Consider the following 25,902-nt stretch of genomic DNA (forward strand, 5'->3'; position numbering starts at 1 on the left):
GGGCCCGCGTTTTTCCGCACATGGATCCGCTCGACCTCCGCGAGGAGATCCCGGTTCTCGACGAGGTCACCTACCTGAACACGGGCGCTGCGAGCCCCGCACCGACGAGCGTCGTCGACGCTGCAACCGACGAGATCGAACGCCAGCAGCACGTCGCCCCCGCAGCCGAGGGTTCCTACCCCGCCCTATTCGAGACCTTCGCGGAGACCCGTGAGCGCGTCGCCGAATTCCTCGGTGCCGACACCGACGAGATCGCGCTGACCCAGAGCACTGCCGACGGGATCAGTCGCGTCGCGACGGCGCTCCCCTGGCAGGAGGGCGACGTGGTGGTGCGCACCGACTGCGAGCATTCGGCCGGCGTGCTGCCGTGGCAGCGACTCCGCGACACGCAGGGGATCGAGGTCAGGGTGCTCGAAACGGAGGCGGGCCGCATCGACCGCGAGCAGGCCACGGAGCTGCTCGCCGATGCCGACCTGCTCTGTCTGAGTTCGATCACATGGAACTACGGCACTCGCTTTCCCGTCGCCGAACTCACCGAGATCGCTCACGACGCCGGCGCGCGCGTGCTCGTCGATGCCGTCCAGTCACCGGGACAGGTCGATGTCGACGTCGGCGAGTGGGGTGCGGATTTCGTCGTCGGTGCCGGCCACAAGTGGCTCTGCGGGCCGTGGGGTGCCGGCTTTCTCTACGTCGCCGACGAGGCGACCGACGCGCTCGTGCCCGAACGGGTCGGCTATCGGAGCGTGACCGACCCCGAGGGTGACAGCTACGAATTCTCTGCGGGCGCGAAACGCCTCGAAATCGGGACGACCTCGCCAGCACCGTACGCCGGGCTCCAGGCAGCGATGGACGCCATCGATTCGATCGGTATCGACACGGTCGAGGGGCGCATCGAGCGACTCACCGACCGACTCAAGGAGGGGATCGACGACGATCGACTGCTGAGCCCGCGCGAGTACGAATCTGGGCTGGTGACGATCGCCGCCGACGATCCCGAAGCCACCGTTTCACGCCTCGCCGACGAGGACGTCACGATCCGGTCGATCCCGTCGCCGGCGGCCGTCCGCGTCTCGGTCCACGTCTACAACACCGACGATGACATCGACGCGCTCTGCGAGGTGCTCTGATGTCGTCGGCCGAGGACGGTAGCACTAAAGGGTTCGACCGCAACGACTCACGCATGAACGTTCCACAGCTGACGACGGTCGGCGGGGCCTACCAGTATCTGATGGGGATCTTGCTGTTGCTCGTCGTGGTGTTCGGGCTGCTCTTCGGTGGGATGTATCTCGGCTATCTCCCGTTCTGAATCGATATCGAGGCTCAGCTCGCGTCGGTCTCGTGCAGACGGACACCCTTCCCGGCGAGATGACGGAGCTGGTTTCTGGCGAACTCCTCCTCGCGAGTACCCCGGGTGGCGAGCACGTACATCTGCGAGTTGCCCGACGGGCGCATCGTCCGGCCGGCACGCTGTGAGCCCTGCCGGCGCGACCCGCCGAGACCGGAGGCGACGATGGCGATCTCCGCGTTCGGCAGATCGATACCCTCGTCGCCGACCCGCGAGACGAGGAGTCTACTTCGCTCGCCGCGCCGGAACTCGTCGAACAGCCGCTCGCGCTCGGGGTAGCGCGTCTCGCCGCTGATGAACGGGATGTCGAGCGCATCCGAATACTCCTGTCCCTGATCGAGCCACTCGACGAAGATCAGCGTCTTTGCGTCCGCGTGGTCGGCGAGTAACGAGCGTATCGCGTCGAGTTTCGCCGGGTTCGTGCCGGCGACCTGCCGGCGTTCGTAGCCCTCGACGCTCGCGTACTCGGTGCGATCCTCCTCAGAGCGCCACGGCACGTAGCGGAGTTCGACCTCGGGCTCGGCAACGAACCCCGCCTCGAACAGTTTCGCCCAGTCCGTCCCGATCGGCGGACCGATGAGAGTGAATATTTCACCTTCTTTGTCGTCCTCCCGAATCGGCGTCGCCGACAGCCCGAGACGGTGTTTGGCCTGGAGGTCGGCGCTGCGACGGTAGATGGCAGCCGGCACGTGGTGAACCTCGTCGTAGACGATGAGTCCCCACCGGCGCTCGTCGAACAGTTTGCGATGGCGATCCATCCCCGCAGTGCGGTAGGTGGCGATCGTCACCGGTCGAATCTCCTTCTCGCCGCCGTGGTACTCGCCGATCTGCTCGGGATCGAGGGAGGTGTGGGTGAGCAGCTGTTCGTGCCACTGGCCGGCGAGCTCGCGACCCGGCGCGAGGATCAGCGTCTCGCCGCCGATGTCGGCCATCGCGCCGATGGCGGCGATCGTCTTCCCGCTGCCCGGCGGGCCGACGAGCACGCCAGCCCCGGTGTCGAGGAAGCGATCGAGCCAGTCCTCCTGGTACTCGCGCAGATCGACGCCGAGATCGATGTCGAGCTCCGCGCCGCCTTCGAGTTCGCGCTGGTCTTGGACCGGATAGCCGGCGTCGTAGAGCGTGCGCTTGATCGCGCCTTCTTTCCCCTCAACGACCCAGCTCTCGGTGTCGGAGATCGGCCCGTGGAGCTGGTCCGCGTCGAGTTTCTGGCGGGCGACGTTGCCCATGAGATCGGGGCTCTCGGCTTCGAGAACCGTGTAGCCGTCCTGGTGGGTCGTCAGCGCGAACTTCCTGGCGCGCGTCCACTGGCGCTCGACCCACTCTTCGAGTTTCGGTGCGGGTTCGCTCAGCACGTCGCGCATCGTCCCGACGAGCCCGTCGATGTGGTCGTAGGGAGCCCACCAGACGTCCTCCTCACGGATCTCGTAGATGTAGGCCTCGTCGGCCGAATCGACGAGGTGGGCGAACTGCGTGAGCTGCGCGCGGGTGAACTGTTCGGGCCGTTCGACGACGAGCTCGCGGCGTTCGGGAAAGATGACGACGTGCTCGGGATCGACGAAATCGGCGAACTCGCGGGGATACCAGACGACGGGATCGTCGCCCACGTCCTGGCGGTCGAGTTTCCCTGCCTCGGCCAGCCGATCGAGCGCGTCGCTTGCGTCGGTCTGGCTGCAGTCGAGGACGCGCGCCACCGCGCTCGCGGTCGCCACGGGCTCTTCGAGTTCTTCGAGCGCCGCGCGGAACGTGGCGGCGGTGATGGCGGTCCCGTCCTCGGGCTGCTCGCTCGCGTTCGTGTCCGTCACTACCGAAACCAGCGCCGCTGTGGACAAACGACTTCCGCCTCGTCGACCGACGTCAGTCGTCGAGCGGTTCGACGAACTCGATCACGTGCCCGTCGGGATCGCGGACGAACGCGATCCGCGTGCCGGCGGCCTGTACGTCGGTCGGTTCCTGAACGACGCCGTGGTGGTCGATCTCCTCGAAGGCTCGATCGACGCTCTCGACGCTCACGGCGAGGTGGTCCCAGGCGGTGCCCTGTTCGAGCTCGTCCACACCCTCGGTCTTCGACAGCTGGAGCTCGACGCCGTTCTCGGCGGCCAGATAGCGGTTCTCGGTCTCTCCGTCGGGCGTCTCGAACGACCACGATTCCGAGAAATCGAGCTCTTCGGTGTAGAACGCGACCGCACGATCCATGTCCGTAACGTTGAGACAGGGGTGAAGCAGCTCCATGACTCCCCGTGCGCCCCACCGCGAATAAATCGGCCGGTCGTTCGTTTCGCCTCCTCCCCCCTCCTGCCGCCCGGCGGATGTCACCACAGTGTGAACGTTTATCACGTACCCACACGATCAACCGTTATGGACGACCTCTTCGTCGGTCGGGTGATGTCGACCGATCTGCATACCGTGGCCCCTGAGACGCTCGTCGCCGACGCGGCGGAGCTGATGCTCGACAACTGCGTCGGCTCTGTCGTGGTCGTCGAGAACGGCGAGCTGCGGGGCATCCTCACGCGAACCGATTTCGTCGATATCGTCGCCAAGAGTCGCCCGAAGGCCGCAACGCCGGTCTCGGACTACATGACCACCGACGTCGTCACGACGACCGCCCAGGCCCCCATCCGCGATGTCGCGGACACGATGACCGAGCACGGCTTCCACCACATGCCGGTCGTCAGCGACGAAGACGGCCTCATCGGGATGATCACCTCCACCGATCTCGCGGCGTATCTCTCGCACGTCCAGACGCCGAGTCCGGCGTGAACCGGACACCACTCATCCGAGGGCGTACAGTTATCATCCTCGTGTGAGATACTGACAGACATGGTGGTCGTGAGATGACGAACGACTGCAGAGGGGAAACGGGCGGCGAAGTATGACCGAGCGAACGGCGGCGGAAAACACCGCTCTCGACGTGAACGAGAGCGACGACGGTCTGGTGATCCGGGCGACGATCGATCGGCCCGACGAGCGCAACGCGCTGAACGAGGCGGTGATCGAGGGGCTGCTCGACGTGCTCGCGGTCGCCGACGAGGGGCCGGCGCGGGTGGTCGTCATCCGCGGTGCGGGCGGGACCTTCTGCTCGGGCGGCGATCTGAAGAGCATGGCCGCGAACTTCGGCGAGGGGCCACAGGCCTATCGTGAGGGGATCTCAGGGCTGTCGCGACTGATGGGGCAGTTGGTCGAGACACGTGCGCTGACCGTGGCGGCCGTCGAGGGCTACTGTCTCGCGGGCGGGATGGGGCTCGCCGCGGCGTGTGACATGCTGCTCGCGAGCGAGGCAGCCACGTTCGGCACGCCGGAGGTCGATATCGGCCTGTTCCCCGCGCAGGCGCTCGTGCCGATCATGCGCACCGTCTCGGAAAAGCGCGGGCTGAAGCTCCTCTTCACCGGCGAACATATCGACGCCGCGAGCGCCCACGAGATGGGGCTGACAACGGACGTCGTCTCCGAGAGCGATTTCGAGCACGAGCTCGACGAACTGGTGGACGATCTCGCGTCTTCCTCGCCGGTGCTGATCGAGATGGGCAAGCGGGCCTACTACACCCAGCGCGACATGGGCTTCGACGAAGCCCTGTCCTACATGCGCGAGATCATCGCGCTGATCGCCATGAGCGAGGACACCGAGGAGGGGATCAACGCCTTCCTGATGGACGAGGAACCCGACTGGAGCGACCGATAGATGGAGAAACCATGACGACACGAGAGCAAGAGTCCGTCAAAGGCAACGATCCCGACAAAACGATTATCTCGGCGGCGCTCACGGGCGCTCTCACCACCCGAGATCAATGTGAAGAGATCCCCTACACGCCCGCAGAGATCGCCAGGGACGCCGCCGCGGCACGCGAGGCGGGGGCGGCGATCGCGCACATCCACGCCCGTACCGAGAGCGGAGGCCCGACCTTCGACACCGACATCTACCAAGAGATCCACGACGAGGTCCGCGATCGCACCGACATCATCATCAACTTCTCGACGGGCGCGCTCGACGCGCCGCCGGAGGAGCGCATCGAGTACGTCGAAGAGGTCGGGCCGGAGATCGCCGCGCTCAACATGGGCTCGATGAACTACGCCAAATACTCCGCGGACCGGGAGGCGTTCGTCTTCGACATGATGTTCGAGAACCCCTTCGACGAAATCCGACGGTTCGTCACCGCGATGGAGGAAGCAGGTGTGCGCCCGGAATTGGAGTGTTTCGACACCGGCCACATCGGGAACACGCGGCCGCTCCTGGAGCAGGGCGAACTCACCCACCCGCTTCAGTTCAGCCTCGTCATGGGCGTGCTCGGCGGGATCCCGGCGACCGTCGAGAACCTGGCCCATCAGGTGCGCCAGCTCCCCGCGAGCGCGAACTGGCAGGTCATCGGAATTAGTAGAGATCAGTGGCCGCTCGTCGCCGCGGCGCTTTCGATGGGTGGCAACGTCCGCGTCGGCCTGGAGGACAACTTCTACCTGCCGAACGGTGAGATGGCGACCAACGCCGAACTCGTCGCACACGCGGCCACGCTCGCCGATTCGGTGGGTCGCGAGCCGGCGACGCCCGACGAGGCACGCGCCATCATGGGGTTGGACTGATGGCGGGGCTCGGCGCAACGCCGCCCGTCGAGGAACTCTTCGCCGACGATTTCCTCGCGGGCGAGGTCGCGCTCGTGACTGGCGGCGGGACCGGTATCGGCCGGGCGATCGCGCTCGGTCTCGCCGACTGCGGTGCTGACGTGGCCATCGCCAGCCGCGAACTGGACCACCTCGAACCCGTCGCCGACGAGATCGAAACGCGAGGTGTCGAGGCGTGTGCGACCACCGTCGACGTCCGCGAGTACGACGCGGTCGCGGCGATGGTCGATACGGTGATCAAGGAGCTCGGCAGCATCGACGTTCTGGTGAACAACGCGGGCGCGAACTTCCTCGGACCGACCGAATCGCTCACGCCGGGCGGCTGGCGCGCGGTCGTCGGCACGATCCTCGACGGAACGGCCTACTGCACCTTCGCCGTGGGCGAGCACATGATCGACGAGGGCGGCGGGGCGATCGTCTCGATGGGCGCGACCAACTCGGTCAGGGGTGCGCCGTATCACGCCCACTCCGGCGCGGGCAAAGCCGGCGTCCACAACCTGATGCAAACCGTTGCGAGCGAGTGGAGCGAGCACGGCATCCGGGCGAACACGGTCGCACCGGGGATCGTCGAAACGGAGGGCGTCACCGAGGCCGCCGGCGGCAAACTGCCCGACGCGTTCCTCGACGACGTGCCCGCCGACCGGTTCGGCACGCCCGCTGACTGCGTGCCCACGGTGCTCTTTCTCGCCAGTCCCGCAGCTGCCTACGTCACCGGTGGCTATTTCACCGTCGATGGCGGCCAACTGCTCGCGCCGACGCCGTTCTGAGCGATCCAGGAACCGCGATCAACGAGCGAGTTCCGTGACCGTTAGGCGATCGGCGGCCATCGACCGATCATGCCCGGCGGAACGTACACCCTGCTCGTCGCGATGCCCGAGCGTACGACGATCACCGTCGGCGCGCTCGGCGAACACGTCTTCGAGCCTGGCTGGTACGCCTACACCGGCAGCGCATTCGGCACGGGTGGGTTCGCACGCATCGAGCGCCACCGCGCGGTCGACGACGGCGAGAACGACACCCGCCACTGGCATATCGACTACCTGCTCGGCCACGCCGAAACGACCATCGCAGCGGTCGCGTGGACGGTAGAGGCGGACATCGAGTGCGTGGTCGCCGACGCGCTTCCCGGCCAGCCGGTCGCGGGGTTCGGTGCCTCGGACTGTAACTGTGAGTCCCACCTCGCCTTCGCTCTCGATCGCGAACGGCTGTGGCGAGCGATACGGGGCGCACACCGTGCGTTCGCACTCTAGAACAGGACGGTACCGTGGTGGCGCGGGCGCTCGTCCCGGCGCTTGGTGGCGAACGCGGCGAGGCGGGCGGTCAACTGTTCGCGCAGATCGCCGGCGGGGAGCAGTTCGTCGACCTCCATGTTCGAGGCCTGGGCCTCGATGTCGACGTAGTTCTCGAACTCCTCCTTCGCGCTCTCGATGAACTGCTCGCGCGCCTCCCCGTCGAGATCGGCGATCTGTTCGCCGAAGAGGGCGTGGACCGCCGCATCGGGTCCCATCACGGAGATCTCGGCGGACGGGAGCGCGAGCGTCGCGTCGGCCCCGAAGGCCGGCCCGCACATCGCGTAGATCCCCGCGCCGTAGGCCTTTCTGGTGATGACGCAGAATTTGGGCACCTGTGCGTTGGCGGTCGCGTAGATGAACTTCCGCCCCTTCCGGAGCACACCCTCGCGCTCGACTTGCGAACCGATCATGAACCCCGGCGTGTCGCAGAGATAGACCAACGGGATGTTGAACGCGTCGCAGGTCCAGACGAAGCCCGCGCCCTTGTCCGCGGAATCCGGAAATATCGCCCCGCTGATGCGGTTCGGCTGGTTCGCTACGATCCCGATTGGTCGACCGTCGATGCGCGCTAGCCCCGTCACGAGCTCGGGCGCGAACCGGGGCTTGAGTTCGAAGAACGACTCCCTATCGACGAGCCGATCGATGGAGTCGTGGACGTCGTAGGCCTCGTTCGGCGCTTCCGGAATCACCCCGTCGAGACCCTTCGGGTTCTTCAGCGGCGGTACGGGCGCGCTCTCGGGCGGTTTCTCGGTGTAGTTCTGCGGGAGGTACGAGAGGAGATCGCGGGCCGTCTCGGCGGCAGCCTGCTCGTCCGGAACGACGAGATCGGCGCTGCCGCTTCGGGTCGCGTGTACCTCGGGTCCGCCGAGGGACTGCATGTCGACCTCCTCGCCGGTCATCGCCGCGACGATGCGCGGCGAGGCGATCGCCATGCCCGAGATCCCTTCGACCATGATCAGGAAATCACAGAACACCGGCGTGTACGCGGAGCCGGCGATGTCGGGGCCGTAGAGCACGCCGATCTGGGGCACCTGCCCGGAGAGCCGACACTGGTTATAGAACATCTTGCCGCCGTGATAGCGCCCCATGTGGGTGTCGCCCGGGTCGCGCTCGGCGGCGTCGAGGCGCGCGCCGGTCGAGTCGATCAGCCTGAGCATCGGGATGTCGAGCTCCATCGCGCGCTCCTCGATGCGGATGACCTTCTCGACGCCCGCAGTGCCGAGCGAGCCCGCTTTCACGGTGTAATCGTTCGCGGTGAAGGCCACCCGGCGACCGTCGATCAGCCCCACCCCGGTCAGCAGTCCGTCGGCCGCGAGGTCGTCATCGTCGCTGTGGCGTGCGAACGTGCCGTCCTCGTACTCGATCCGATCGAAGACCATCTCCAGGCGATCGCGGACGAACAGTTTGCCGAGATCCGCGATCTTCCCGTGACCGCGTTCCGGTCCGCCCGTGAGGACGCCCTCGATATCGTCGCGGAGGCGCTGTTCGCGGTCGGTCATCACCGTGCCGGCCTCGTTCCAGTCGCCCTCGCCGGCGTCGGCGACCCGTTCGCCGTCCGCGACGAGTTCGACCGATCGTCCGAGATGCTCCGAGACCGCGGTGGCGAGCGCGCGGGCGGTTTCGCCATCGATCTCCTCGCCGACGTCGATCTCCATGCATATGTCTCTCACCCCCATGGTTTCAAACTACTGCGCCGCATCCGTGGTTGCCGTACCGCACAGCCGGGCGTCACGTTTATTCGCGCCACGGGACTCTCGGGGATAATGGCCCAACGCGAGCGGGCGACGGCCGTCCACCGCATCGAGTTCGACGTCGACTGGCCACCCGGCCACGTCGCGAGCTATCTCGTCGACTGCGAGCGGCCGACGCTCATCGATGCCGGCATGCCGGGCGACGACAGCGAACGCCAGCTCCGCGAGGCGCTCGCAGCCATCGATTACGAGCTCGCGGAGATCGACCAGCTCGTCCTCACCCATCCCCACATCGACCACATCGGCCAGACCAACGCCGTGATCGCAGCGGCCGACCCCACCGTCTACGCGCCCGTCGGGGTCCGCGAGCGGTTCGCGCGCGACAGCGACGATCTCGCCGCCGTCGTCGCGGGGAACGCGACACGCGCCGGTCTGACGGGCGACGATCACGAGCGAGCGATCGAGATGGCCGTCGAATCGCTCGAACGCAACCGCGACCTCCTCCCGCCGGACGCGGTCGACGTCTGGGTCGAAGACGGCGGCTCGTACGACATCGGCGGCGTGCCGGTCGACGTGCTCCACACGCCCGGCCATCAGGCCGATCACTGCTGTTTCACGGTCGAACTCGACGGCGAGCGCGCGCTTCTCGCCGGCGACATGGCTATCGAGTCGTTTCGTCCCGTCACCCTCCACACGGGGCTCGATCGCGGCGTCGAGGGGGCGATCGGGGCGTTCTACGGCGCGCTCGATCGCCTCGCGGCGCTTGACCCGGATAGCGTCTATCCCGGCCACGGGCCCGTTCACACCGAATTCGAGCGCACCATCGAGCGCGATCGCCGGAGCCTCGACCGACTGCTCGACAACACGGTCGAGTCGCTCGACGAACCCCGGACCGCCGCCGACGTCGTCACCCGACGGACGGACGACGACGATCCCACCAACCTCCTCCCCGAGACGGTCGCGGTGCTCACCCATCTCGCTGCCAGAGGGAGAATCAAGGCGGAGCTCGTCGATGGCGTCGTTCGGTATAGCCGCTGACGTCGCTCACGCACGAACACTTAATACGCCACGCTCGACCTGTTGTACCATACCATGGAGTATCACGACGGCAGGCCCCTTCGGCGGATGGGCGACCTCCCGGCGATGGCGGCCCATCGCTACGGCGAGAAGACGGCGTTCGTCGCCTTCGGCAAGGAGCAGTCCTTCGCGGAACTCGACGACGAGGCGAACCGGGTTGCGAACGTCCTCACCGATCACGGCATCGAACCGGACGAGCGCGTCGGGCTATTTGTCCCCAACACGCTCCAGTTCCCGAGCGCCTACTTCGGGACGATCCGGGCGGGCGCGGTGCCGATCCCGCTCAACCTGCGAATGGATCCCGAGACGCTCGCGTTCGTCCTCGACGACGCGGACGTCGACACGATGATCGCCTCGCCGCTGCTCGCCGAGGAGGCGACGGAGCTGGCTGCGGCCGCCGGGTTGACGACGACGTTTCTTCCGGGAGTCGCCGATGACGGCGTCGTCAACCTCTCGCACGAACTCGATGCGGCGGATAGTGAGTTCGAGGGGCCGGAGCGCTCGTTCGACGACGTGGCCTGCCAGCCCTACACCTCCGGGACGACCGGGAAGCCGAAGGGTGTGCTGCTGACACACCAAAACCTCCTCTCGACGATCGAATCGTACGATACAGGTGGACTCNCCTCCGGGACGACCGGGAAGCCGAAGGGTGTGCTGCTGACACACCAAAACCTCCTCTCGACGATCGAATCGTACGATACAGGTGGACTCAACGTCGACGCCGAGGATTCGGTGTTGCTCGTCCTCCCCTTGTTCCACATCTACGCGCTGAACGCGGTCATGGGAACCTTCCTCTATACGGGCGCGAAAATGGTGCTCCAGCCCCAGCCCGAAGCCCAGCCGATGCTCGACGCCATCTCCGAGCATGCCATCACGCACTTCGCGGGCGTCCCGGCGATGTACACGATGATGCACCGCGAGTACCGACAAAATTCCGACGAGTACGACCTCTCGTCGCTCGACAGTGTCACCTGCGCGGCCGCACCGCTCGCGGATGCGACCCGCCGGGAGATCGAGGAGGTCTGGGACGTCCCGATGACCGAGGGTTGGGGGATGACCGAAACATCTCCAGCGGGCACGACCGAACCCTCGCGCGGGGTGCGCAAGGCCGCGGGCTGTATCGGCCCGCCGGTGCCGAACATCGAGTGCAAGATCGCCGATCCCGCGACCCGCGAGACGCTCGTCGGGCCCGACGACCTCACCCCGTTCGTCGATCCCGAGATCGACTTCGCGGACGACGAGCGCGTCACCGGCGAGATCGCCGTCCGCGGCCCGCAGGTGTTCGATGGCTACTACGAACGCCCGGAGAAGACCGAGCAGGTGTTCGACGACGAGGGTTGGTTCTACACCGACGACATCGCGCGCGTCGACGCCGACGGCTACTTCTGGATGGTCGATCGCGCCGACGACATGCTGATCGTCGGCGGCGAGAACGTCTACCCCGCCGAGGTGGAAGAGGCCCTCTACGACCACCCCGACGTCGCCGAGGCCGCGGTCGTCGCCGCCGATCACGAGGTGAAGGGTGAGGCACCGGTTGCGTTCGTCGTCGCCGAAGACAGAACCGATCTCGACGAGGACGCCCTCCGGGAGTTCACGCTCGATCACGTCGCGAGCTACGCCCATCCCCGACGGGTGTTCTTCGTCGACGAACTCCCCCGGAGCGCGACGCGCAAGGTCCAGCGGTACAAGCTCGAAGCCGACGCCACGGAGCGACTCGACGACCCCCTCCGGTCGACCGGCGAGGAGTTCTGATCACCGGGCGAGCTATCGTGGACCCTCGTCGTCGGTGTCCGTGACCAGTGTCGTCGGATCGCTCGTGTCGTCGCTTTGCTCGTCCGTGTGCGACCGGCGTACGTCCTGGTGATCGCTGAGTGTCGAGATGTCCTCGACGGCCGTGCCGATCAGCCGCTTGCCGACACGGATCACTTCGTCGTGGGTGAGCCCGTAGGCCCTCACGGCTACGTACGCCGCGATGACCGGCAAAACGAGACTGAAAACGAGCGTGACGGCGAGATGGAACAGCACGCCAGCCGGCCGTACCGCCGTCACGGCGATCGGGACGAGCAGCACGAGGGCTGTCAGTACCCCTGCGCCGACCGCGAAGAGCCGCCGGCCCCAGTTACGGAGCGCACGCCGCGTCTCGGCGTTCAAAACGGCGTCAGCCTCGGTCATGTGGTTTCTCCCCCTCTGCCATACCGTCCGCTACTCGCTCGTGCGCACTCAAAATTCCGATTGGGCCGGGCGGAAAACGGTGCGCTGTCCGCCCCTCGAAACGGCATGAGAACGTAGTGGCGCTCAGTTCTACAGGATCACCTTGTCGTCGCCGACGGCGTCGATCTGCTCTTCGTCTATCGGGTCGGTGTCCCGGCCCGATGCATCGTCGAAACCGAGGCGGCTTTTGATCTCGTCGGTGCTCGCATGACATGACGAGATCGAAGAACGCTAGTCGTCCATCCGGTCGATGAAAACCGCCAGAACTGGCCGACGACACACTGCCAACCGTGATTCAATCAGACCCGTTTGGATCGTCCATCGCGTCTTCGAGGACGCGCTCGACGAACCGACCCTTTCGTTCGGTGTACGTCTCCCGATCGTTTGGGTGGTTTTCGGCCAGTTTCTGCTTCAGCGACTCGTACTCCACCGCGACGTCGGGGTTCTCGCGGAGATAGTCACGGAACGCGAGTGTTTCGGCGTGAAAATCGCTATCCCGCTCGGTGAGCGAAAGGTAATGTGTGCGGTTCGAGCGCGGCCCCTTCGCCAGGAATAGTCGTCCCTGAACGTCGCCCGGTCGATGCTCGTAGCCGTACTCTTCGAGGAGCGGAACGAGCGACTCGCGGGCAGCGGAGAGATCGTCAACCACAGCCAGCAGATCGATGACGGGTTTCGCGGCGATCCCTTCGATGGCGGTGCTACCGACGTGTTCGTAGCCGTGGAGTCGATCGCCAGCGATGGATTCGAGTCGTTCGACTTCGGCCTCGTACGCTCGTTTCCACTCCGATCGATGGGGGACGAGCGTGACGTTGCCGCGCTCCAGACCGATCATATGCTTTAGAGCATGAGGGCAAAAATAAGCCGCTCGTCCGAGTCGTCCTTCGATGAGCGGCACAACCACTATGGGTGGTGGACGCTCACAGTGTGCATGGCCGCCTTCGAGACCGACGTGCACGAGATGATCCGGGAGGCGACGCGGGGGATCGCCGCCGAGTACGATGCCGAATACTGGCGCGAGTGCGTAAATGAAAAACAGTTCCCCGAGGAATACTGGCAGGACCTCGCGGACAACGGCTGGCTCGGCGTCGCCATCCCCGAGGAGTACGGCGGCGAGGGGATGGGGATGCTCGAAATGGCCATCGTCATCGAGGAGCTCTCACGGGGCGGCGGACAGGGCGGGATCATCTTCGTCCTCACACCCGTGTTCGGCGGCGTCGGCATCGAGCGCCACGGAACCGAGGCCCAGAAGGAGGAGTATCTCCCGAAGATCGCGAACGGCGAGCTGCGCTTCTGTATGGGGCTGACCGAACCGCGTGCGGGCACGAACACGCTCAACATCGACACCGAGGCCGAACGCGATGGAGACGAATTCGTGCTCTCGGGCCAGAAGACGTTCATCAGCGGCGTCGAGAACGCCGACGAGATGCTGCTCGTCGCGCGCACGTCCGCACTCGACCCCTCGAACCCCACCCACGGAGTCACGATGTTCCTCGTTCCGGAACCGGCCGATCAAGAGGGTATCTCGCTCACACCAATCGAGACCACGGTGCCGTGGTTCGAGACCCAGTACCAGGTCGATATCGACGGGCTTCGCGTCCACGAGGATCGTATTCTCGGGACCGAGGACGCCGGACTCTATCTCCTGTTCGATACCCTCAACACCGAGCGCATCGGCGGCGCGGCGAGCGCTCTTGGAGGAGGGCTGCGTGCGATCGATCTCGCGGTCGAGTACGCCAACGATCGCGAGGTGTTCGGCCAGCCGATCGGTGCCCACCAGGCCATCCAGCACCCGCTGGCCGAACATTACGCCAAACTCACCGCCGCCCAGCAGCTCACCTACGACGCCGCCGCGAAGTGGGACGACGGCGAGGACTGCGGCATGGAGGCCAACGCGGCCAAACTGTTGACGAGCGAGTTCGCCACCGAGGCAGCCTCGCAGGCGATCCAGACCCACGGCGGCAACGGGTTCACGCCCGAGTACGAGGTCTACGACATCTGGCAGAACTCCCGGCTCACCCAGACCGCGCCCGTCTCGAACGAGATGGCGAAGAACTTCATCGCCGAACACCACCTCGGTCTGCCTCGGTCGTACTGAGAACACGGGGTTCGACCGATTTCGTCCCCGAATCGACCGAACACGCGTAGTTTCCTCTCCCGACCCTCGTGGTTTATGCGCCCGCGGCGACAGCGGATCGCATGGTCATCCGTTCGTTCGAGGGCACCGAACCCACCATCCACGAGTCGGCACGCGTCGACGAATCGGCAATCGTCATCGGCGACGTCACGATCGAGGCCGAGGCGAGCGTCTGGCCGAACGTCACCCTCCGTGGCGACTCCGGCGCGATCGTCCTCCGCGAGGGTGCGAACGTCCAGGACAACGCGGTCTGTCACGAGGGTTGCGAGATCGGCCCCGGTGCGACCGTCGGCCACACGGCCATCGTCCACGCGGCCACGGTCGGCGAGCGCGCGATGGTGGGGATGAGCGCGACCGTTCTTGGCGACGCACACATCGGCGAAGAAAGTCTCGTCGCGGCGGGCAGCGTCGTCACCGAAGGGATGGACATCCCGCCGAACACGCTCGTCACCGGGACGCCCGCCGAAATCCGTAAAGAGGTCGAGGACTCGCCGTGGACCCACGCCGGCGAACATTACGTCGAGTTGTCGAAGCGCCACGAGCGCTCGTCCGAGCGCGTCGACTGATCTACCACAGCCGCGCCGCCGTGGCGAGCACCCAGAGCGAGAGACAGGCCGAGCCGACGAGCTCCGGCAGCGCCAGCCCGCCCGGCGTGCCCGCACCGAGCCACACCGCCCAGCCGAGAACGTGGACGAGCGCCAGCCCGAGCGTCGCGAGACCACGAGTCTGTTTGCCGGCGTATACGTCACCCGCGCCGTCGAAAACGAACGCGACGGTGAACGCGAGGAAGAAGCCGACCGCCACGAGCCCGTGCTCGGGGGCGGGCAGCGCGAAGACGCCGATCAACGAGAGGCAGACCGCCGCCAGCGCGAAGTCGAGACTGCCGGCAGCGTGGAGCAGCGTTCGGGCGTTCCTGGCGAGGACGACGGCGAACGGGAGTGCGAGCACGCCCGAGAGGAGCAGTCCGTAATTGAACACGGCTGTCGAGGCCCAGCTCGCGCGCCCGAGATCGGACAGCGCGCTCGTCGAGAACGAAAAGCGCGTCGAGAGCAGGACGGCGACGGTGATCGCCCCGAGCGCGACGGCGATCGAGAGCATGCCGAACGCCGCAGCGATCCTGTTCGCTCGTGTGGACGGTGTGGGCTCTGACGAGTTCGTCATTCGTTCGAGATCGCGGCCGGCTGTCCCTTCAGCCTACCGTCATGCCCGAAAGTCGACATTCGATGATCCGCAGTGCGATCAGTCAGCCGAAGAAGTCGACGAGTCGGCGGCCCGCCGTCTCGATTTCGGGCGAGACGAGCGCGAACCGGAACCAGTCGGCGCGCGCCTCGCCGAAAGTCTCGCCGGGCATGGCGGCGACGCCGGCCTCGTCGACGAGCCGTTCGGCGTTCTTCATCGTTCCGGGGAACTCCGGAAAACGTGCCATCACGTAGAACCCGCCGTCAGGAGCGGTGTACTCCGCACCAGTGTCGTCGAGCGCGTCGGTGAAGCCGTCGATGCGGCGCACGAGGCGCTCGCGATTGCGCTCGTAATACTCGGGGCCGGTCCCGCGGAGCGCGCGGAGAACGGCGTACTGTGCGGGTCGGCTGCCGGCGACGTTGACGAGCATGTGGCGGCTGCGCACCCCATCGACCAACTCGTCCGGAAAGACGCCGTAGCCGACGCGAAAGCCCGTGATGGCCATCGATTTCGAGAAGGCGTTCGTCACGATCCGGTGCGGCGAATCGACCGCAAGCGCACTCGCGAACTCCCCCGTATAATCGAAGTGATCGTACACCTCGTCGCTCACGAGGATCGCATCGTGCGCCGCGGCGATCTCGACCAGTTCGGCCATCGTCTCCTCGTCGTAGACCGCGCCGGTCGGGTTGTTCGGCGTGTTGACGACGATGGCGGCCGTCTCGTCGCTCGCGCGCTCGCGGACGGCGGCGGGATCGAGCGAGCCGTCGGCATCGACCGGGACGTAGCGGGGAACGCCGCCGAACAGCTGTGTCTTGCCGGGATAGTAGGGATAGACCGGATCGGTGAGCAGCACCTCCGTGCCCGCGTCGCGGTCGAGCGCCGCCGCCAGCGCGAGCGAGTTCGCCTCGCCGGCCCCGTTGGTGACGACGACGTTCTCGATGGCGACGCCGCGCCGGGCGGCGATCTCCTCGCGGAGATCCGCGAGCCCCGCGCTCGGCGGGTACTGGTAGTCGTTGCCGTCCAGGTCGGCGAACTCGTGGAGGCCCTCGCCGATCGCCGGCGGCGCGTTCCAGTCGGGCCCACCGCTGACCAGTTCGACGACGTCCCGTTCGGCGGCCGCCGCGTACTGCATCAGCCGGAAGAACTGCGGTGTCTGATACTCCATAGGCTGCTTGACGGTCGCCGCCTACTCCGTCTTTCGGCTCCCACGAGGGGTGGGTTTTTGCCCGCGGCGGGCGACCGATCGGCCATGACCACCGACGACGCGATCGAACGACGGCTCGGCGACGCGCTCCGGGAGAGCGACGCGACGATCGCCGTCGCCGAGTCCTGTACCGGCGGGCTCGTGGGCTCGCTGCTGACCGACGTTCCCGGATCGAGTGACTACTTCGATCGGTCGCTCGTCACCTACTCGTCGCGGGCCAAGCGCGCGCTACTGGCCGTCAGTCGCGAGAGCCTCGATGCCCACGGCGCGGTGAGCGAACCGGTCGCCCGCGAGATGGCCCGTGGCGCGCGCGACACCGCCGACGCGACCTGGGGGCTCGCCACGACGGGCATCGCGGGCCCCGACGGCGGCACCGACGAGAAGCCGGTGGGGACGGTCTACATCGGCGTCGCCCACGCCGGCGAGTGGGGCAGCGGCGAGTCGACGAGCAGGGTCGAACACTACGTCTTCGACGGCACGCGCACGGAGGTCAAGGAGCAGATCGCCCGGCGCGTGCTCACGGCGGTGTTCGAGGCGCTCAACGATCGCGAGCAGGAAGCGACTTAGGGGACACCCGCGTCGAGTGAAGCGAAAATGAACAAGCGCGGCCACGTGCTCAACGCGATCGTCCTGAGCGTCGGGCTCGCCTGCCTCGCCCACCCATCGCTCGATGCCGCGACGGTCCGGGCGGCCGTCGCCATCGGCGTGCCCGTGACCCTCGGCGCGCTCATCCCCGACGTCGACACTGCCTTCGGCACCCACCGCAAGACGCTGCACAACCTCCCCGTCCTCCTGCTCTTCTTCGTCTATCCGCACTACTTCGGCAACCTCCAGTTCGTCTGGATCGGCGTCGCCACCCACTACGTGCTCGATCTGTTCGGGTCGAAACGCGGGCTCGCGCTGCTCTACCCGCTCGATCGCGCCGAGTTCGACGTCCCGGTCGGCGTCTCGGCACGGAGTCGCTACGCCGGCGGGCTGATGGTGCTCATCACGGCGTTCGAGCTCGTCGTCGCCGCCGCGCTCGCGTACGATCTCCCCCGCCGACTCGTCGCGAGCGGCCTGCGCGCGAGCGGGCTCGCCTGAATGTGGTGAAGGGGTCGTAATCCGAGAGCAGAACAAGTATCACCGGCGAGCGAATCACAGGAAACGATGACTGCAGGCAGAACCGTCGGCGTCTGTGTGGTCGTTTTCGTGCTGCTCGCGGCGGGCGTCGCCGGCACCGCGAGCGCACAGAGCGCGCCGACGCCCATCGACTCGTGTCGGACGATCGCCGACGACGGCGAGTACGTTCTCACCGCCGACATCGCGAACAGTTCCCAGTCGACGTGCGTCCAGATCCTTTCGAGCGACGTCACCTTCGACGGTGGCGGCCACACGATCGGGGGCGCGAACGCCAACGACAGCGTCGGCGTGAAGGTGAACAACTCGCTGACGAGCCTCTCGAACGTCACCGTCAGAAACGTCTCGACGACCGGCTGGACGACCGGCGTCCAGTATCTCGACGTCGCGAACGGCAGCATCGAGGACGTCACCGCGAGCGGCAACGACCGCCATGGCATCCGCCTGCGCGCCGCGAGCGACGCACGCGTCAAGAACGTCACCGCGACCGACAACGGACGCTGGAGTCTCTACACCGTCGGGAACACGACCGTCACCGGCAGCGGGTTCGCGACCGGCTCGACGGACAACGCCTCGTTCACCGCCAGCGACGTCGCGCTCACGGGCGTCGGCTCGCCACCGGGCGGGCTCGACAACCGCTCGACAGTCGGCCAGCGCCTCGGCGCGGTCGCCACGAGCGGCAATAGCTCGCTCCGGCTCGGCATCGGCTACGACGAGGCGAACGTGACGCGCGCGAACGTGACCGAGAACAGCCTCCGGATGTGGCGCTTCGAGGGCAACTGGAGCCAGCCCGACGGCGTGAACTTCGTCAACATCGAGCAGGACCGCGTCGTCGCCGAAGCGGGGAACATCGACAACGCGAGCGTTCTCGCCCCGGTCGGCGACGTCGAGACGCCGACACCCACGCCGACCCCGACCGCCACGGCGACCGAGACGGCCGCCAACACGACGAGCAGTTCCAACGGACCGGGCTTCGGGGTCGGACTCGCGCTCGTCGCCGTTCTCGCGAGCGCGTTCGTCCTCCTGCGCCGGAATCAGTAGACTCGTACGTCGTCGAACCGATCTCCGTAGTATTCTTGTGCGGGATGTGTCGGCTCGGTGCCCGAGAGAACGAGCCGATCGAACTTCGTCACGCTGTTTTCGTAACCCAGATGGGCGAACTCCGCGGCGCGCCGCAGGCGATGGATCGCCCCCGTTCGGTGTTCGATGCGCCGGGGGGCTCCCTCGCGAAGCGCCGTCAGCAGGTCGTCTACCCCGTCGATCGTCCGCTCGAACGCGGTCCAGACCTCGCCGACCGTCCGCTTGCGGTGGGCGTACGAGGAGCCGAACGTCGGGAGCGAGAGTGAGGTAGTGATCGAGCGCGCGCGGCGGTCGTGATGGGCCCAGTGTTTCGGATTGTAGATCTCGACGGCGTCGACGATCTCACGATAGCGGTCGATGGCCGCGCGATCGAGACTGACGTTGAGGAATTCTGGATGGGGAACCAGCACGACTGCGTTCTGTCGGCGGCATTCGTCCATCGCACCCGCGAGCGTGACGAAATCCGGGATCGGCTCGTCGAGTCCGAGCGCGAGGACGTGTCGCCGGTTGCGCCACGATCCCGTGAACAGTTCGCGGCCCGGCACCACCAGCAGTTCGTCGTCGGTGTATTCGCGTGCTTTCGCGCGGATATCGGCGAGCTGAGTGAAATGCGGCGCGTAGACCAGCGCATCGAGACCGTACCGCTTGGCTCGACGGACCACGTGCTCGTCGAGAACTTTGACGTGCAGATCGACGCGAAACGACTCGTTCGGCGTCACTAATTCAAGGGGAGAATCGTTAGCGTATAGCGGTTTCCGATCGTCCGTCGGAGTTCGAAGATCAGACAGGTATATTGAAAAGGCTGTCAGCACACCTCACTATCCGTCACGGCGTTTGTGAGTTCGAGGAGCTACCATTCCTCGCTCTATTCAGCGCGGTGGAGCCGCGCTGACTGCTTGAGGAACGCTTTCAGCGCTCCTCGCTGTCCAGCACGCGGATCTGGTCGCCACGAACGGTGACGGGGATCGGGACCGTCGCTTCGTACAGCTCCACCGTCACCTGATCCTTCCCCTCGTCGATGCGCTGGACCTGTGCCTTCTCGCCCTTGAACGGGCCGGCGACGAGCTCGACGATATCGCTCTCGGCGATCCCCTCGACGTCGGGTTTCGGCGAGAGGAAGTGTTCGACCTCGGCGATCGAGGACTCGCCGGGGACGAGGTTGCGGGCGTGGGGGATCTCGTCGAGCACGCGTTCGAGGATCGCGTGATCGTCGGCCTCGACCATCACGTAGCTCGTCAGCGAGTCGGGCGCGAGCGCGGCGTGGATGTCCTCGGCCTCGCGCTCCATGATCATGTCGGCGACGGTGCGCTCCTGGCTCGCGGTCGTCTTGACGGCGTACATCCCCATCTCAGACACCCCCCGGGAGGAAACTCATCACCGTGAAGATCAGAAATCCGACGATGCCGATGAGGAGGATGCCCGCGCCCGCGATCAGCGCGATGCGCGAAAACTCCTCCCACGATGGCGTGCTGGCGAGCTTCAACACGCGCGTGTAGCTCGAAAGGTCGTATTTGATGTCCATACGGCCGGTATTCCCCGGACGAATTTCTATCTTGTGACACCGACCGCCCCGCGTGACGAGAGCGAGAGATAGATAACAGTCCCGTTGGAACCCGGTCGATGACCATGAATGTATCACAGGACGACGGAGGGATTACGTGTCGAACGGCCGAGCGATAGTCGGCGTACTGCTCGTCGTCGTGGCGCTCGGGAGCACCACGGCGTCGGTCGGGATCGCCGGCGCGCAATCGACCACCAGTATCGACTCGTGTACGACGATCGACTCGCCGGGAGCGTACACGCTCACGTCGAACCTCTCGGCCGAGTCGGGCGACTGCCTCCGGATCACGGCGAGTCACGTCACCCTCGACGGGAACGGTCACGGGATCGACGGCGGCAGTTCCGGCGTCGGCATCGAGGTCGCGGGCTCCGATCGACTCTCGGACGTCACGGTTCGGGGAGTGCACACGGAGGGATTCACCCGCGGCATCCTCTTTCGGAACGTCGACAACGGAACGATTGCTGACAGCACCGCGACCGGCGCGACCGAGGGGATCACGCTGCTCTCGACCGACGACACCACCGTGACGGAGAACACCGTTCGGGAGAACGCCCTCGGCATCGAACTCCGGAAAGCGAGCGACAACACGATCGCCGACAACACCGCGAACGACAACAAGTACGGCCTGCATATCGAGCGCGCGAGCATCGGCAATCGCTTCGTGAACGACACGGCGACGGGGAACTCGCTCTGGGATTTCTACTCCGATCGCTACGAGCCGGGCACCGATTCACAGACCACAGTGAAAAACCTCGACATGGGAGCGGTGACGGCCGATCTCTCGGGGACGAACGTCGGCGTGCACGCGCAGGGCGAACCCGATAGCGCCCCCTCCGGCCGAACCGCCGTCGGGACGGCCGTCAGAACCACCGATTACGGTGAGGGATCGAACCTCTCGCTCTCACTTCATTACGACGACGCGAGTGGGGTGGATGAGTCCTCGCTGGCGCTCTGGAGCAGTCCCAACGGCGACTCGTGGTCGAAACTCGACGGCTCGACGGTGAACGCCGAGGCAAACACCGTCTCGGCCGACGGCGTTCCCCATCCCGCGACGATCGAGATCTTCGGTCGCTCGGGGAACGGGACGTCGAACGCTACAGCAACCGCACCGCAGACCGCCACGGCGACGGCAGCCACCGCGACCGCGACACCGACGGCAATGCAAACCGCTACACCGACCGCAACGACAACTGCCACGCCAACGGCGACAGCCACCGCACCCACGGCGGAGAGCGCAACGTCAGGTGCGGCATCGACGACGGATTCCGAGGCGACGCCTCTCGCCGCGGAGACGACGGCCGTGGCGAACGCCAGCGAGACGAGTGCGAACGGAACGACGACTTCGTCGACCATCGGTCCGGGATTCGGTCCCGCCGTCGGACTGCTCGCGCTGTGTGTGGCCGGTCTGCTCGCCGTTCGGTTCGGGCGGCGTCGCTGAACGGTCGCTATCGACAGTAGTGTGAGACGCTTTTCGCGGAGAACAGACGACGAGAGACGGTTCCTCAGTGCGGAGTCGAGTTATTCGACGTAGTCGATGTCGGAGTCGACCTGCCCGCCGGACTCGCTGGCGAGATCCGAGCGGCCGTAGATCTGCGGCGAGTCGACGCCCGTGACGACGATCATCGTCTCCATCTTCCCAGAGAAGCTCTCGTCGACCGACGCGCCCCAGATGATGCGCGCGTCGGGGTCGATCCGGTCGTAGAGCTCCTCGACGACGCCCTCGGCCTCCTCGATCGACATGTCCGGACCGCCGACGACGTTGACGAGCGCCGAGCTGGCACCCTTGAACTCCACGTCGAGCAGGGGCGAGCGCAGCGCCGACTGGATCGAATCGCGCGCCTTGTTCTCCGAGTCGGATTCGCCGAGCCCGATCATCGCGACGCCACCGTTCTCCATGACGGTGCGAACGTCGGCGAAGTCGACGTTGACGAGGCCGGGTTTGGTGATGAGCTCGGTCATCCCCTTCACCGAGCGCATCAGCACGCGATCACAGATGGTGAAGGCGTCCTGGAGCGGGAGGTTCGGCGCGTATTCGAGCAGGCGGTCGTTCGGGACGACGATGACGGTGTCCGAGACCGCCCTGAGGCGTTCGAGCCCGGCGTCGGCGTTCGCGCGCCGGCGCTCGCCCTCCGCGGTGAAGGGAATCGTGGCGATGGCGATGGTGAGCGCACCGGCCTCCTGGGCGGCCTGTGCGACGACCGGGGCCGCGCCCGTTCCCGTCCCGCCGCCGAGGCCCGCCGTGACGAACACCATGTCCGAGCCATCGATCGTCTCGGTGATGTCGCCGATCGTCTCGCGGGCGGCCTCCTCGCCGATCTTCGGCACCGAGCCGGCACCGCGCCCGCCGGTCTTGTCACGGCCCATCAGGATCTTCGTGTCGGCCTGCACCTGCTCGACGAGATGCTGGGCGTCCGTGTTGGCCGCGACGAGCTTCGCGCCGTGGATGCCCTCCTTCGCCATCCGCGTGACGGTGTTCGAGCCGGCCCCGCCACAGCCGATCACCGTGATCTGTGTCTTGAGCTCCTCGACGACGCCCGCGAGCTCCTCGTTGGTCATCGCTCCTGCATCGCGCTCGCCCGCTGGCCGCTCGTCCTCGTCATGGCCGTTTTCGGCCTCGTCGATGGCATCCTCGATGATCGAATCCATTTGTCTTCGAGTGGCGGAGGCCGCCTATTTATCTTTCCCCTTTCCGCTCGCAGCGCCGTCAAGCGGAAAGCGCCGCTCGCGCCGCTCGTGGACGGCCACCGGCTCGATGGTCCGCCCGTCGACGGCCACGGGCTCGCCGTCGGCGAGTTGCCCGAACTTCGGGCCTTCGGGAACGTCAAGCGTCCGAGCCTTCGCCGGCGAGAACGCCCGCTCGTGTGCGACGATCGCCCCCTCCGCCCGCTCGACCGCATCGTATTTCTCGTCCAGGAGGGCGACGAGCGCGTCGATGACTGCCATCCGTCCGGCGTCGTCGAGCAACGCGCGCTCGCCGAGGCGCGTGCCAGATTGGTCGGTCTCGAACGCGAACGCGTGGCGCTCGACGCTCTCGCGCACGGCTTCGGCGTCGATCCCCTCGGCTTCGGCGAGGAGCGCGCTCGGCAGCGTCCAGCACTCGGTAGCCTCGATCGACCGCTCCGCCGCGGGTGCGCCGAATCGGAGCCCGTCGTCGACGGTCGTGAGCCATCGCTCGGCGTCGGCGACGATATCGAGTGGGATTCCGGTGGTCTCGCGCAGCCACGTCTCGCTCACGAGTTCGTAGCCCAGTTCCTCGATCGTCTCTTCGAGCGCGGGCCGCTCACCCTCGACGAGCGCGCGCTCGGCACCGCTTCGCTCGAAGGCACGGCGGATCACGGCCTCGTCGATGGTCCCCATCGCGTCGAGCGCCCAGTCCGCGCCGATGTGGCCGACGGCCCAGTCGGTCTCGCGAACGACGCGCTCGAAGCGCGGGACGTAGTGGCCGCCGCCGAACCCCACGATCTGGCGCTCGCGTTCGGGAGCGACCTCGCGCAGATCGAGGATGGCGCGGGCGACCGCGCGTGCGCCCTCGGGATCGTCCCACTCCGACTCGGCACTCCCCAGTTCGACGAACAGCGACGGCGCACCGACGTCGGTGGGCCCATGGTGGGTACACTCCGTACCGACGTCGTAGTTCACGGGCGCGTAGTCGGCGAGCGCGTCGAGCACCACCGCGTGGGCGTTCGGTGCCGCTTCGGCGAATTTGCCATCCTGACCACCGGCCTCGGCGGGCCCGAAGTTACCCGTGTGGTGAGCGGTGAGGAATCGCCCGGTGTCGCCGGCGTGTTTCGAGGCGAAGACGACCAGCCGCGGGTCGGTGAACGCGTCGGCGACGTTCACGAGGTCGAGGTGGAGTGCGTCGAACTCGCGCAGTTCGATCCCCGGTGCGCGATAGACGGTTCCCCCGCCCTCGCCGTCGGGACGGGAATCGTCCGTATCGTGCTCCCAGTCGATGCACTCGCGGAGCCGGGCGGCGATGTTCGTCGAGGCCGCGTCGGCACGGCTGACGACGATGGCGAGCGAGCCCGCCATCAGTCGGCACGCTCCGGCTGGCCGGAGCCGATCGCTTCGCGGGCGTTCGTCGCTGTACGGCCGAGCAGTTCGCGCAGGCTCTCGCGGTGGCGAACGAACAGCGCGAGGCCGAGGATGACGTAGACGACGGTGTAGCCGTGGAGGATGAGGATCGAGACCTCGTTCGCCGCCTGCGCGCTCATCGTCTGGATGACGTAGAACTCGGCGATGACCTGCGAGGCGAACAGGACGAGCAGCCCGATCGCCTCGCGGACGGAGATCTCGAAGTTCGAGAGGATGCCGATGGCGAACAGGCTCTGCGCGGCCGTGATCCAGATCTCGGCGACCTGTTTCTCGTCGATCGGTAGCCCGCCGATGTGGCCGGCGGCGATCGAGAAGACGATCGCGAGCGTCCCGATCAGCAGCGTCCACTGGTTGAGCTTCGAGGAGATGAGTGCGTTGAACCCGGCCGTCGAGCGTGCCTTGTTGACGAGATAGGCGACGACGATGAGCTCCGGGCTCTCGCTGGCCAGCGGCGCGAGCCACTGGATCATGAAGAACTCGGGGACGCCGTACTGGAGCCCCAGCCGTTCGAGCCCCGTCGCAAAGGGATGGACGGCGATGTAGATGAGCACGCCGGAGAAGGCGAACAGGAAGAGCACGACCGCGATGCGAGGAACCTTCGAATATGCCTGGAAATACGCCGGCACGCCGACGTTTTCTTCCGGTTCCTCGACATCGCCACGGATGACGATAGCGATGTAGAGCACGTAGAGACCGAGGAGAACGACGGTGTCGAGAATGCCGATGGTGCCGCCGAGCGGAACGAAAAACGCGAACGCCGTCGCGGCGAGCAGAAAGACGATTTCGAGGGCGATCCCGTGATCGAGCGTGACGACATCGGCCAGGAAGCCCGAGCGGTGTTCGACGGCCTCGTCGCCGAGATGCTTGGCGCGATAGACGGTGAAGAGCGCGATGCCCGCCCAGCCGATGCCGATGAGGATGCGGTTCGCGCCGGTCATGTTGGCGATGGCGAGCTGTGCCGCCCCGCTCTGGCCGGAGCCGGCCTGCCAGGCGTAGAGGGCGTCGACGGCGTACTCGGGCGCGACCGCGAGCACCGCCAGCACGGCGATGGCGAAGGCTGTCGGGACGTCCTTTTCGGCCGTCTCGGCCGCCCACGCGAGCAGGAACGACGCCCCGAGGATGGCCGCCCCGCCGGTGAGTACGGCCATCGCCGGCGTGATGTTCGCGCCGGGCGGCTCCGGGGTGAGATGGAGGCCGTGTGAGACGAACAGCCCGAGGAACGGGACGGTCAGCAAGAGCGCCGCCGCGACGGCGACGAGCGGATGGCGTAAACGGTCGAACATGGTCGAACCGAGCGAGGCACGCA

Annotated in this window: 28 protein-coding genes; 15 read left to right on the forward strand and 13 right to left on the reverse strand. The window is 66.6% G+C overall.

What is annotated here, in order from left to right:
• The first annotated feature begins 20 nt into the window (after nt 1-20).
• Complete coding sequence (locus C448_RS07035; RefSeq protein ID WP_004053217.1) at nt 21-1,127, forward strand: aminotransferase class V-fold PLP-dependent enzyme; 1,107 nt, start codon at nt 21-23, stop codon at nt 1,125-1,127.
• Entirely contained in the window at nt 1,127-1,306 is a 180-nt protein-coding gene (locus tag C448_RS07040; RefSeq protein WP_049916136.1) for a hypothetical protein, read from the forward strand. Before C448_RS07035 ends, C448_RS07040 begins: the two co-directional genes overlap by 1 nt.
• A gap of 14 nt (nt 1,307-1,320) precedes the next feature.
• Here C448_RS07040 and C448_RS07045 read toward each other — a convergent pair whose 3' ends face one another.
• Both C448_RS07045 and C448_RS07050 read right to left on the reverse strand, forming a co-directional pair.
• Nucleotides 1,321-3,147: a DEAD/DEAH box helicase gene (locus C448_RS07045; RefSeq protein ID WP_004053219.1), complete on the reverse strand. Its 1,827-nt coding sequence runs from the start codon at nt 3,145-3,147 to the stop codon at nt 1,321-1,323.
• 52 nt (nt 3,148-3,199) lie between these two features.
• On the reverse strand, nt 3,200-3,574 hold the full coding sequence (locus C448_RS07050) for a VOC family protein (RefSeq protein ID WP_049916137.1): 375 nt from the start codon (nt 3,572-3,574) through the stop codon (nt 3,200-3,202).
• A gap of 126 nt (nt 3,575-3,700) precedes the next feature.
• Here C448_RS07050 and C448_RS07055 point away from each other — a divergent pair, with 126 nt between their 5' ends.
• The 5 genes from C448_RS07055 (at nt 3,701) to C448_RS07075 (ending at nt 7,203) form a co-directional block, all read left to right on the forward strand.
• Nucleotides 3,701-4,102, forward strand: coding sequence for a CBS domain-containing protein (locus C448_RS07055; RefSeq protein ID WP_004053222.1), 402 nt, complete (start codon nt 3,701-3,703; stop codon nt 4,100-4,102).
• Nucleotides 4,103-4,214: 112 nt separating this feature from the next.
• Nucleotides 4,215-5,021 carry an enoyl-CoA hydratase/isomerase family protein gene (locus tag C448_RS07060; RefSeq protein ID WP_004053224.1) on the forward strand — a complete coding sequence of 269 codons (807 nt, stop codon included), beginning with the start codon at nt 4,215-4,217 and terminating at the stop codon, nt 5,019-5,021.
• Nucleotides 5,022-5,032: 11 nt separating this feature from the next.
• Complete coding sequence (locus C448_RS07065) at nt 5,033-5,914, forward strand: BKACE family enzyme (RefSeq protein ID WP_004053226.1); 882 nt, start codon at nt 5,033-5,035, stop codon at nt 5,912-5,914.
• Nucleotides 5,914-6,720: an SDR family oxidoreductase gene (locus tag C448_RS07070; protein WP_004053228.1), complete on the forward strand. Its 807-nt coding sequence runs from the start codon at nt 5,914-5,916 to the stop codon at nt 6,718-6,720. The genes C448_RS07065 and C448_RS07070 overlap by 1 nt, the downstream gene beginning before the upstream one ends.
• A 69-nt stretch (nt 6,721-6,789) precedes the next feature.
• A complete protein-coding gene (locus C448_RS07075; protein WP_004053229.1) occupies nt 6,790-7,203 on the forward strand; it encodes a GIY-YIG nuclease family protein in 414 nt (137 codons plus the stop codon).
• Here the strand turns inward: C448_RS07075 and C448_RS07080 are convergent.
• The gene (locus C448_RS07080; RefSeq protein WP_004053231.1) at nt 7,200-8,900 is read right to left on the reverse strand and encodes an acyl-CoA carboxylase subunit beta; all 1,701 of its coding nucleotides are present in this window, start codon (nt 8,898-8,900) and stop codon (nt 7,200-7,202) included. The genes C448_RS07075 and C448_RS07080 overlap by 4 nt on opposite strands.
• Before the next feature lie 108 nt (nt 8,901-9,008).
• Here C448_RS07080 and C448_RS07085 point away from each other — a divergent pair, with 108 nt between their 5' ends.
• Both C448_RS07085 and C448_RS07090 read left to right on the forward strand, forming a co-directional pair.
• Complete coding sequence (locus C448_RS07085) at nt 9,009-9,974, forward strand: MBL fold metallo-hydrolase (RefSeq protein ID WP_004053233.1); 966 nt, start codon at nt 9,009-9,011, stop codon at nt 9,972-9,974.
• A 105-nt stretch (nt 9,975-10,079) separates the two neighbouring features.
• The gene (locus C448_RS07090; protein ID WP_455429053.1) at nt 10,080-11,765 is read left to right on the forward strand and encodes a class I adenylate-forming enzyme family protein; all 1,686 of its coding nucleotides are present in this window, start codon (nt 10,080-10,082) and stop codon (nt 11,763-11,765) included.
• 12 nt (nt 11,766-11,777) lie between these two features.
• Here C448_RS07090 and C448_RS07095 read toward each other — a convergent pair whose 3' ends face one another.
• On the reverse strand, nt 11,778-12,185 hold the full coding sequence (locus C448_RS07095; protein WP_004053237.1) for a hypothetical protein: 408 nt from the start codon (nt 12,183-12,185) through the stop codon (nt 11,778-11,780).
• 334 nt (nt 12,186-12,519) lie between these two features.
• On the reverse strand, nt 12,520-13,056 hold the full coding sequence (locus C448_RS07100; protein ID WP_004053239.1) for a GrpB family protein: 537 nt from the start codon (nt 13,054-13,056) through the stop codon (nt 12,520-12,522).
• 96 nt (nt 13,057-13,152) lie between these two features.
• On the opposite strand from C448_RS07100, the gene C448_RS07105 reads away from it, so the two are divergent.
• Both C448_RS07105 and C448_RS07110 read left to right on the forward strand, forming a co-directional pair.
• Nucleotides 13,153-14,319, forward strand: coding sequence for an acyl-CoA dehydrogenase family protein (locus C448_RS07105; RefSeq protein ID WP_004053242.1), 1,167 nt, complete (start codon nt 13,153-13,155; stop codon nt 14,317-14,319).
• Nucleotides 14,320-14,420: 101 nt separating this feature from the next.
• Entirely contained in the window at nt 14,421-14,924 is a 504-nt protein-coding gene (locus C448_RS07110) for a gamma carbonic anhydrase family protein (RefSeq protein ID WP_004053243.1), read from the forward strand.
• Nucleotide 14,925: 1 nt separating this feature from the next.
• Here C448_RS07110 and C448_RS07115 read toward each other — a convergent pair whose 3' ends face one another.
• Together C448_RS07115 and C448_RS07120 are read right to left on the reverse strand one after the other, a co-directional pair.
• On the reverse strand, nt 14,926-15,519 hold the full coding sequence (locus tag C448_RS07115) for a DUF998 domain-containing protein (RefSeq protein ID WP_004053245.1): 594 nt from the start codon (nt 15,517-15,519) through the stop codon (nt 14,926-14,928).
• Between the two features lie 82 nt (nt 15,520-15,601).
• Entirely contained in the window at nt 15,602-16,702 is a 1,101-nt protein-coding gene (locus tag C448_RS07120) for a pyridoxal phosphate-dependent aminotransferase (protein ID WP_004053248.1), read from the reverse strand.
• 84 nt (nt 16,703-16,786) lie between these two features.
• On the opposite strand from C448_RS07120, the gene C448_RS07125 reads away from it, so the two are divergent.
• The 3 genes from C448_RS07125 (at nt 16,787) to C448_RS07135 (ending at nt 18,901) form a co-directional block, all read left to right on the forward strand.
• Entirely contained in the window at nt 16,787-17,308 is a 522-nt protein-coding gene (locus C448_RS07125) for a CinA family protein (protein WP_004053250.1), read from the forward strand.
• Between the two features lie 27 nt (nt 17,309-17,335).
• Nucleotides 17,336-17,824, forward strand: a complete 489-nt coding sequence (locus tag C448_RS07130) for a metal-dependent hydrolase (RefSeq protein WP_004053252.1) — start codon at nt 17,336-17,338, stop codon at nt 17,822-17,824.
• A 66-nt stretch (nt 17,825-17,890) separates the two neighbouring features.
• Nucleotides 17,891-18,901, forward strand: coding sequence for a PGF-CTERM sorting domain-containing protein (locus C448_RS07135; RefSeq protein WP_004053253.1), 1,011 nt, complete (start codon nt 17,891-17,893; stop codon nt 18,899-18,901).
• On the opposite strand, the gene C448_RS07140 is transcribed toward C448_RS07135, so the two are convergent.
• From C448_RS07140 to C448_RS07150, 3 genes are all read right to left on the reverse strand, one after another.
• On the reverse strand, nt 18,895-19,659 hold the full coding sequence (locus tag C448_RS07140; RefSeq protein ID WP_004053260.1) for a PHP-associated domain-containing protein: 765 nt from the start codon (nt 19,657-19,659) through the stop codon (nt 18,895-18,897). The genes C448_RS07135 and C448_RS07140 overlap by 7 nt on opposite strands.
• Nucleotides 19,660-19,849: 190 nt before the next feature.
• Nucleotides 19,850-20,287 carry a transcription elongation factor Spt5 gene (locus C448_RS07145; protein ID WP_004053262.1) on the reverse strand — a complete coding sequence of 146 codons (438 nt, stop codon included), beginning with the start codon at nt 20,285-20,287 and terminating at the stop codon, nt 19,850-19,852.
• 1 nt (nt 20,288) lies between these two features.
• Complete coding sequence (locus C448_RS07150; RefSeq protein ID WP_004053264.1) at nt 20,289-20,462, reverse strand: protein translocase SEC61 complex subunit gamma; 174 nt, start codon at nt 20,460-20,462, stop codon at nt 20,289-20,291.
• A gap of 136 nt (nt 20,463-20,598) precedes the next feature.
• On the opposite strand from C448_RS07150, the gene C448_RS07155 reads away from it, so the two are divergent.
• On the forward strand, nt 20,599-21,939 hold the full coding sequence (locus C448_RS07155) for a NosD domain-containing protein (protein ID WP_004053265.1): 1,341 nt from the start codon (nt 20,599-20,601) through the stop codon (nt 21,937-21,939).
• 80 nt (nt 21,940-22,019) lie between these two features.
• Here the strand turns inward: C448_RS07155 and ftsZ are convergent, their stop codons facing one another.
• The 3 genes from ftsZ to C448_RS07170 are packed head-to-tail and all read right to left on the reverse strand — an operon-like array spanning nt 22,020 to nt 25,879.
• Entirely contained in the window at nt 22,020-23,147 is a 1,128-nt protein-coding gene (ftsZ, locus tag C448_RS07160; RefSeq protein WP_004053267.1) for a cell division protein FtsZ, read from the reverse strand.
• Between the two features lie 24 nt (nt 23,148-23,171).
• On the reverse strand, nt 23,172-24,533 hold the full coding sequence (locus tag C448_RS07165) for a D-aminoacyl-tRNA deacylase (RefSeq protein ID WP_004053270.1): 1,362 nt from the start codon (nt 24,531-24,533) through the stop codon (nt 23,172-23,174).
• On the reverse strand, nt 24,533-25,879 hold the full coding sequence (locus C448_RS07170) for a sodium:calcium antiporter (protein WP_049916150.1): 1,347 nt from the start codon (nt 25,877-25,879) through the stop codon (nt 24,533-24,535). The genes C448_RS07165 and C448_RS07170 overlap by 1 nt, the downstream gene beginning before the upstream one ends.
• Nucleotides 25,880-25,902: the final 23 nt, after the last annotated feature.

The sequence above is a fragment of the Halococcus morrhuae DSM 1307 genome, assembly GCF_000336695.1.
Classification (GTDB): Archaea; Halobacteriota; Halobacteria; order Halobacteriales; family Halococcaceae; genus Halococcus; species Halococcus morrhuae.

What these genes read in the sequence shown, in the direction of transcription:
- C448_RS07080 (WP_004053231.1), bottom strand. Translation starts at nt 8,900, where the DNA reads ATGGAGATCGACGTCGGCGAGGAGATCGATGGCGAAACCGCCCGCGCG.
- C448_RS07055 (WP_004053222.1), top strand. Translation starts at nt 3,701, where the DNA reads ATGGACGACCTCTTCGTCGGTCGGGTGATGTCGACCGATCTGCATACC.
- C448_RS07050 (WP_049916137.1), bottom strand. Translation starts at nt 3,574, where the DNA reads ATGGAGCTGCTTCACCCCTGTCTCAACGTTACGGACATGGATCGTGCG.
- C448_RS07135 (WP_004053253.1), top strand. Translation starts at nt 17,891, where the DNA reads ATGACTGCAGGCAGAACCGTCGGCGTCTGTGTGGTCGTTTTCGTGCTG.
- C448_RS07120 (WP_004053248.1), bottom strand. Translation starts at nt 16,702, where the DNA reads ATGGAGTATCAGACACCGCAGTTCTTCCGGCTGATGCAGTACGCGGCG.
- C448_RS07060 (WP_004053224.1), top strand. Translation starts at nt 4,215, where the DNA reads ATGACCGAGCGAACGGCGGCGGAAAACACCGCTCTCGACGTGAACGAG.
- C448_RS07035 (WP_004053217.1), top strand. Translation starts at nt 21, where the DNA reads ATGGATCCGCTCGACCTCCGCGAGGAGATCCCGGTTCTCGACGAGGTC.
- C448_RS07075 (WP_004053229.1), top strand. Translation starts at nt 6,790, where the DNA reads ATGCCCGGCGGAACGTACACCCTGCTCGTCGCGATGCCCGAGCGTACG.
- C448_RS07070 (WP_004053228.1), top strand. Translation starts at nt 5,914, where the DNA reads ATGGCGGGGCTCGGCGCAACGCCGCCCGTCGAGGAACTCTTCGCCGAC.
- ftsZ (WP_004053267.1), bottom strand. Translation starts at nt 23,147, where the DNA reads ATGGATTCGATCATCGAGGATGCCATCGACGAGGCCGAAAACGGCCAT.
- C448_RS07130 (WP_004053252.1), top strand. Translation starts at nt 17,336, where the DNA reads ATGAACAAGCGCGGCCACGTGCTCAACGCGATCGTCCTGAGCGTCGGG.
- C448_RS07100 (WP_004053239.1), bottom strand. Translation starts at nt 13,056, where the DNA reads ATGATCGGTCTGGAGCGCGGCAACGTCACGCTCGTCCCCCATCGATCG.
- C448_RS07165 (WP_004053270.1), bottom strand. Translation starts at nt 24,533, where the DNA reads ATGGCGGGCTCGCTCGCCATCGTCGTCAGCCGTGCCGACGCGGCCTCG.
- C448_RS07145 (WP_004053262.1), bottom strand. Translation starts at nt 20,287, where the DNA reads ATGGGGATGTACGCCGTCAAGACGACCGCGAGCCAGGAGCGCACCGTC.
- C448_RS07115 (WP_004053245.1), bottom strand. Translation starts at nt 15,519, where the DNA reads ATGACGAACTCGTCAGAGCCCACACCGTCCACACGAGCGAACAGGATC.
- C448_RS07065 (WP_004053226.1), top strand. Translation starts at nt 5,033, where the DNA reads ATGACGACACGAGAGCAAGAGTCCGTCAAAGGCAACGATCCCGACAAA.
- C448_RS07040 (WP_049916136.1), top strand. Translation starts at nt 1,127, where the DNA reads ATGTCGTCGGCCGAGGACGGTAGCACTAAAGGGTTCGACCGCAACGAC.
- C448_RS07170 (WP_049916150.1), bottom strand. Translation starts at nt 25,879, where the DNA reads ATGTTCGACCGTTTACGCCATCCGCTCGTCGCCGTCGCGGCGGCGCTC.
- C448_RS07105 (WP_004053242.1), top strand. Translation starts at nt 13,153, where the DNA reads ATGGCCGCCTTCGAGACCGACGTGCACGAGATGATCCGGGAGGCGACG.
- C448_RS07085 (WP_004053233.1), top strand. Translation starts at nt 9,009, where the DNA reads ATGGCCCAACGCGAGCGGGCGACGGCCGTCCACCGCATCGAGTTCGAC.
- C448_RS07110 (WP_004053243.1), top strand. Translation starts at nt 14,421, where the DNA reads ATGGTCATCCGTTCGTTCGAGGGCACCGAACCCACCATCCACGAGTCG.
- C448_RS07095 (WP_004053237.1), bottom strand. Translation starts at nt 12,185, where the DNA reads ATGACCGAGGCTGACGCCGTTTTGAACGCCGAGACGCGGCGTGCGCTC.
- C448_RS07125 (WP_004053250.1), top strand. Translation starts at nt 16,787, where the DNA reads ATGACCACCGACGACGCGATCGAACGACGGCTCGGCGACGCGCTCCGG.
- C448_RS07150 (WP_004053264.1), bottom strand. Translation starts at nt 20,462, where the DNA reads ATGGACATCAAATACGACCTTTCGAGCTACACGCGCGTGTTGAAGCTC.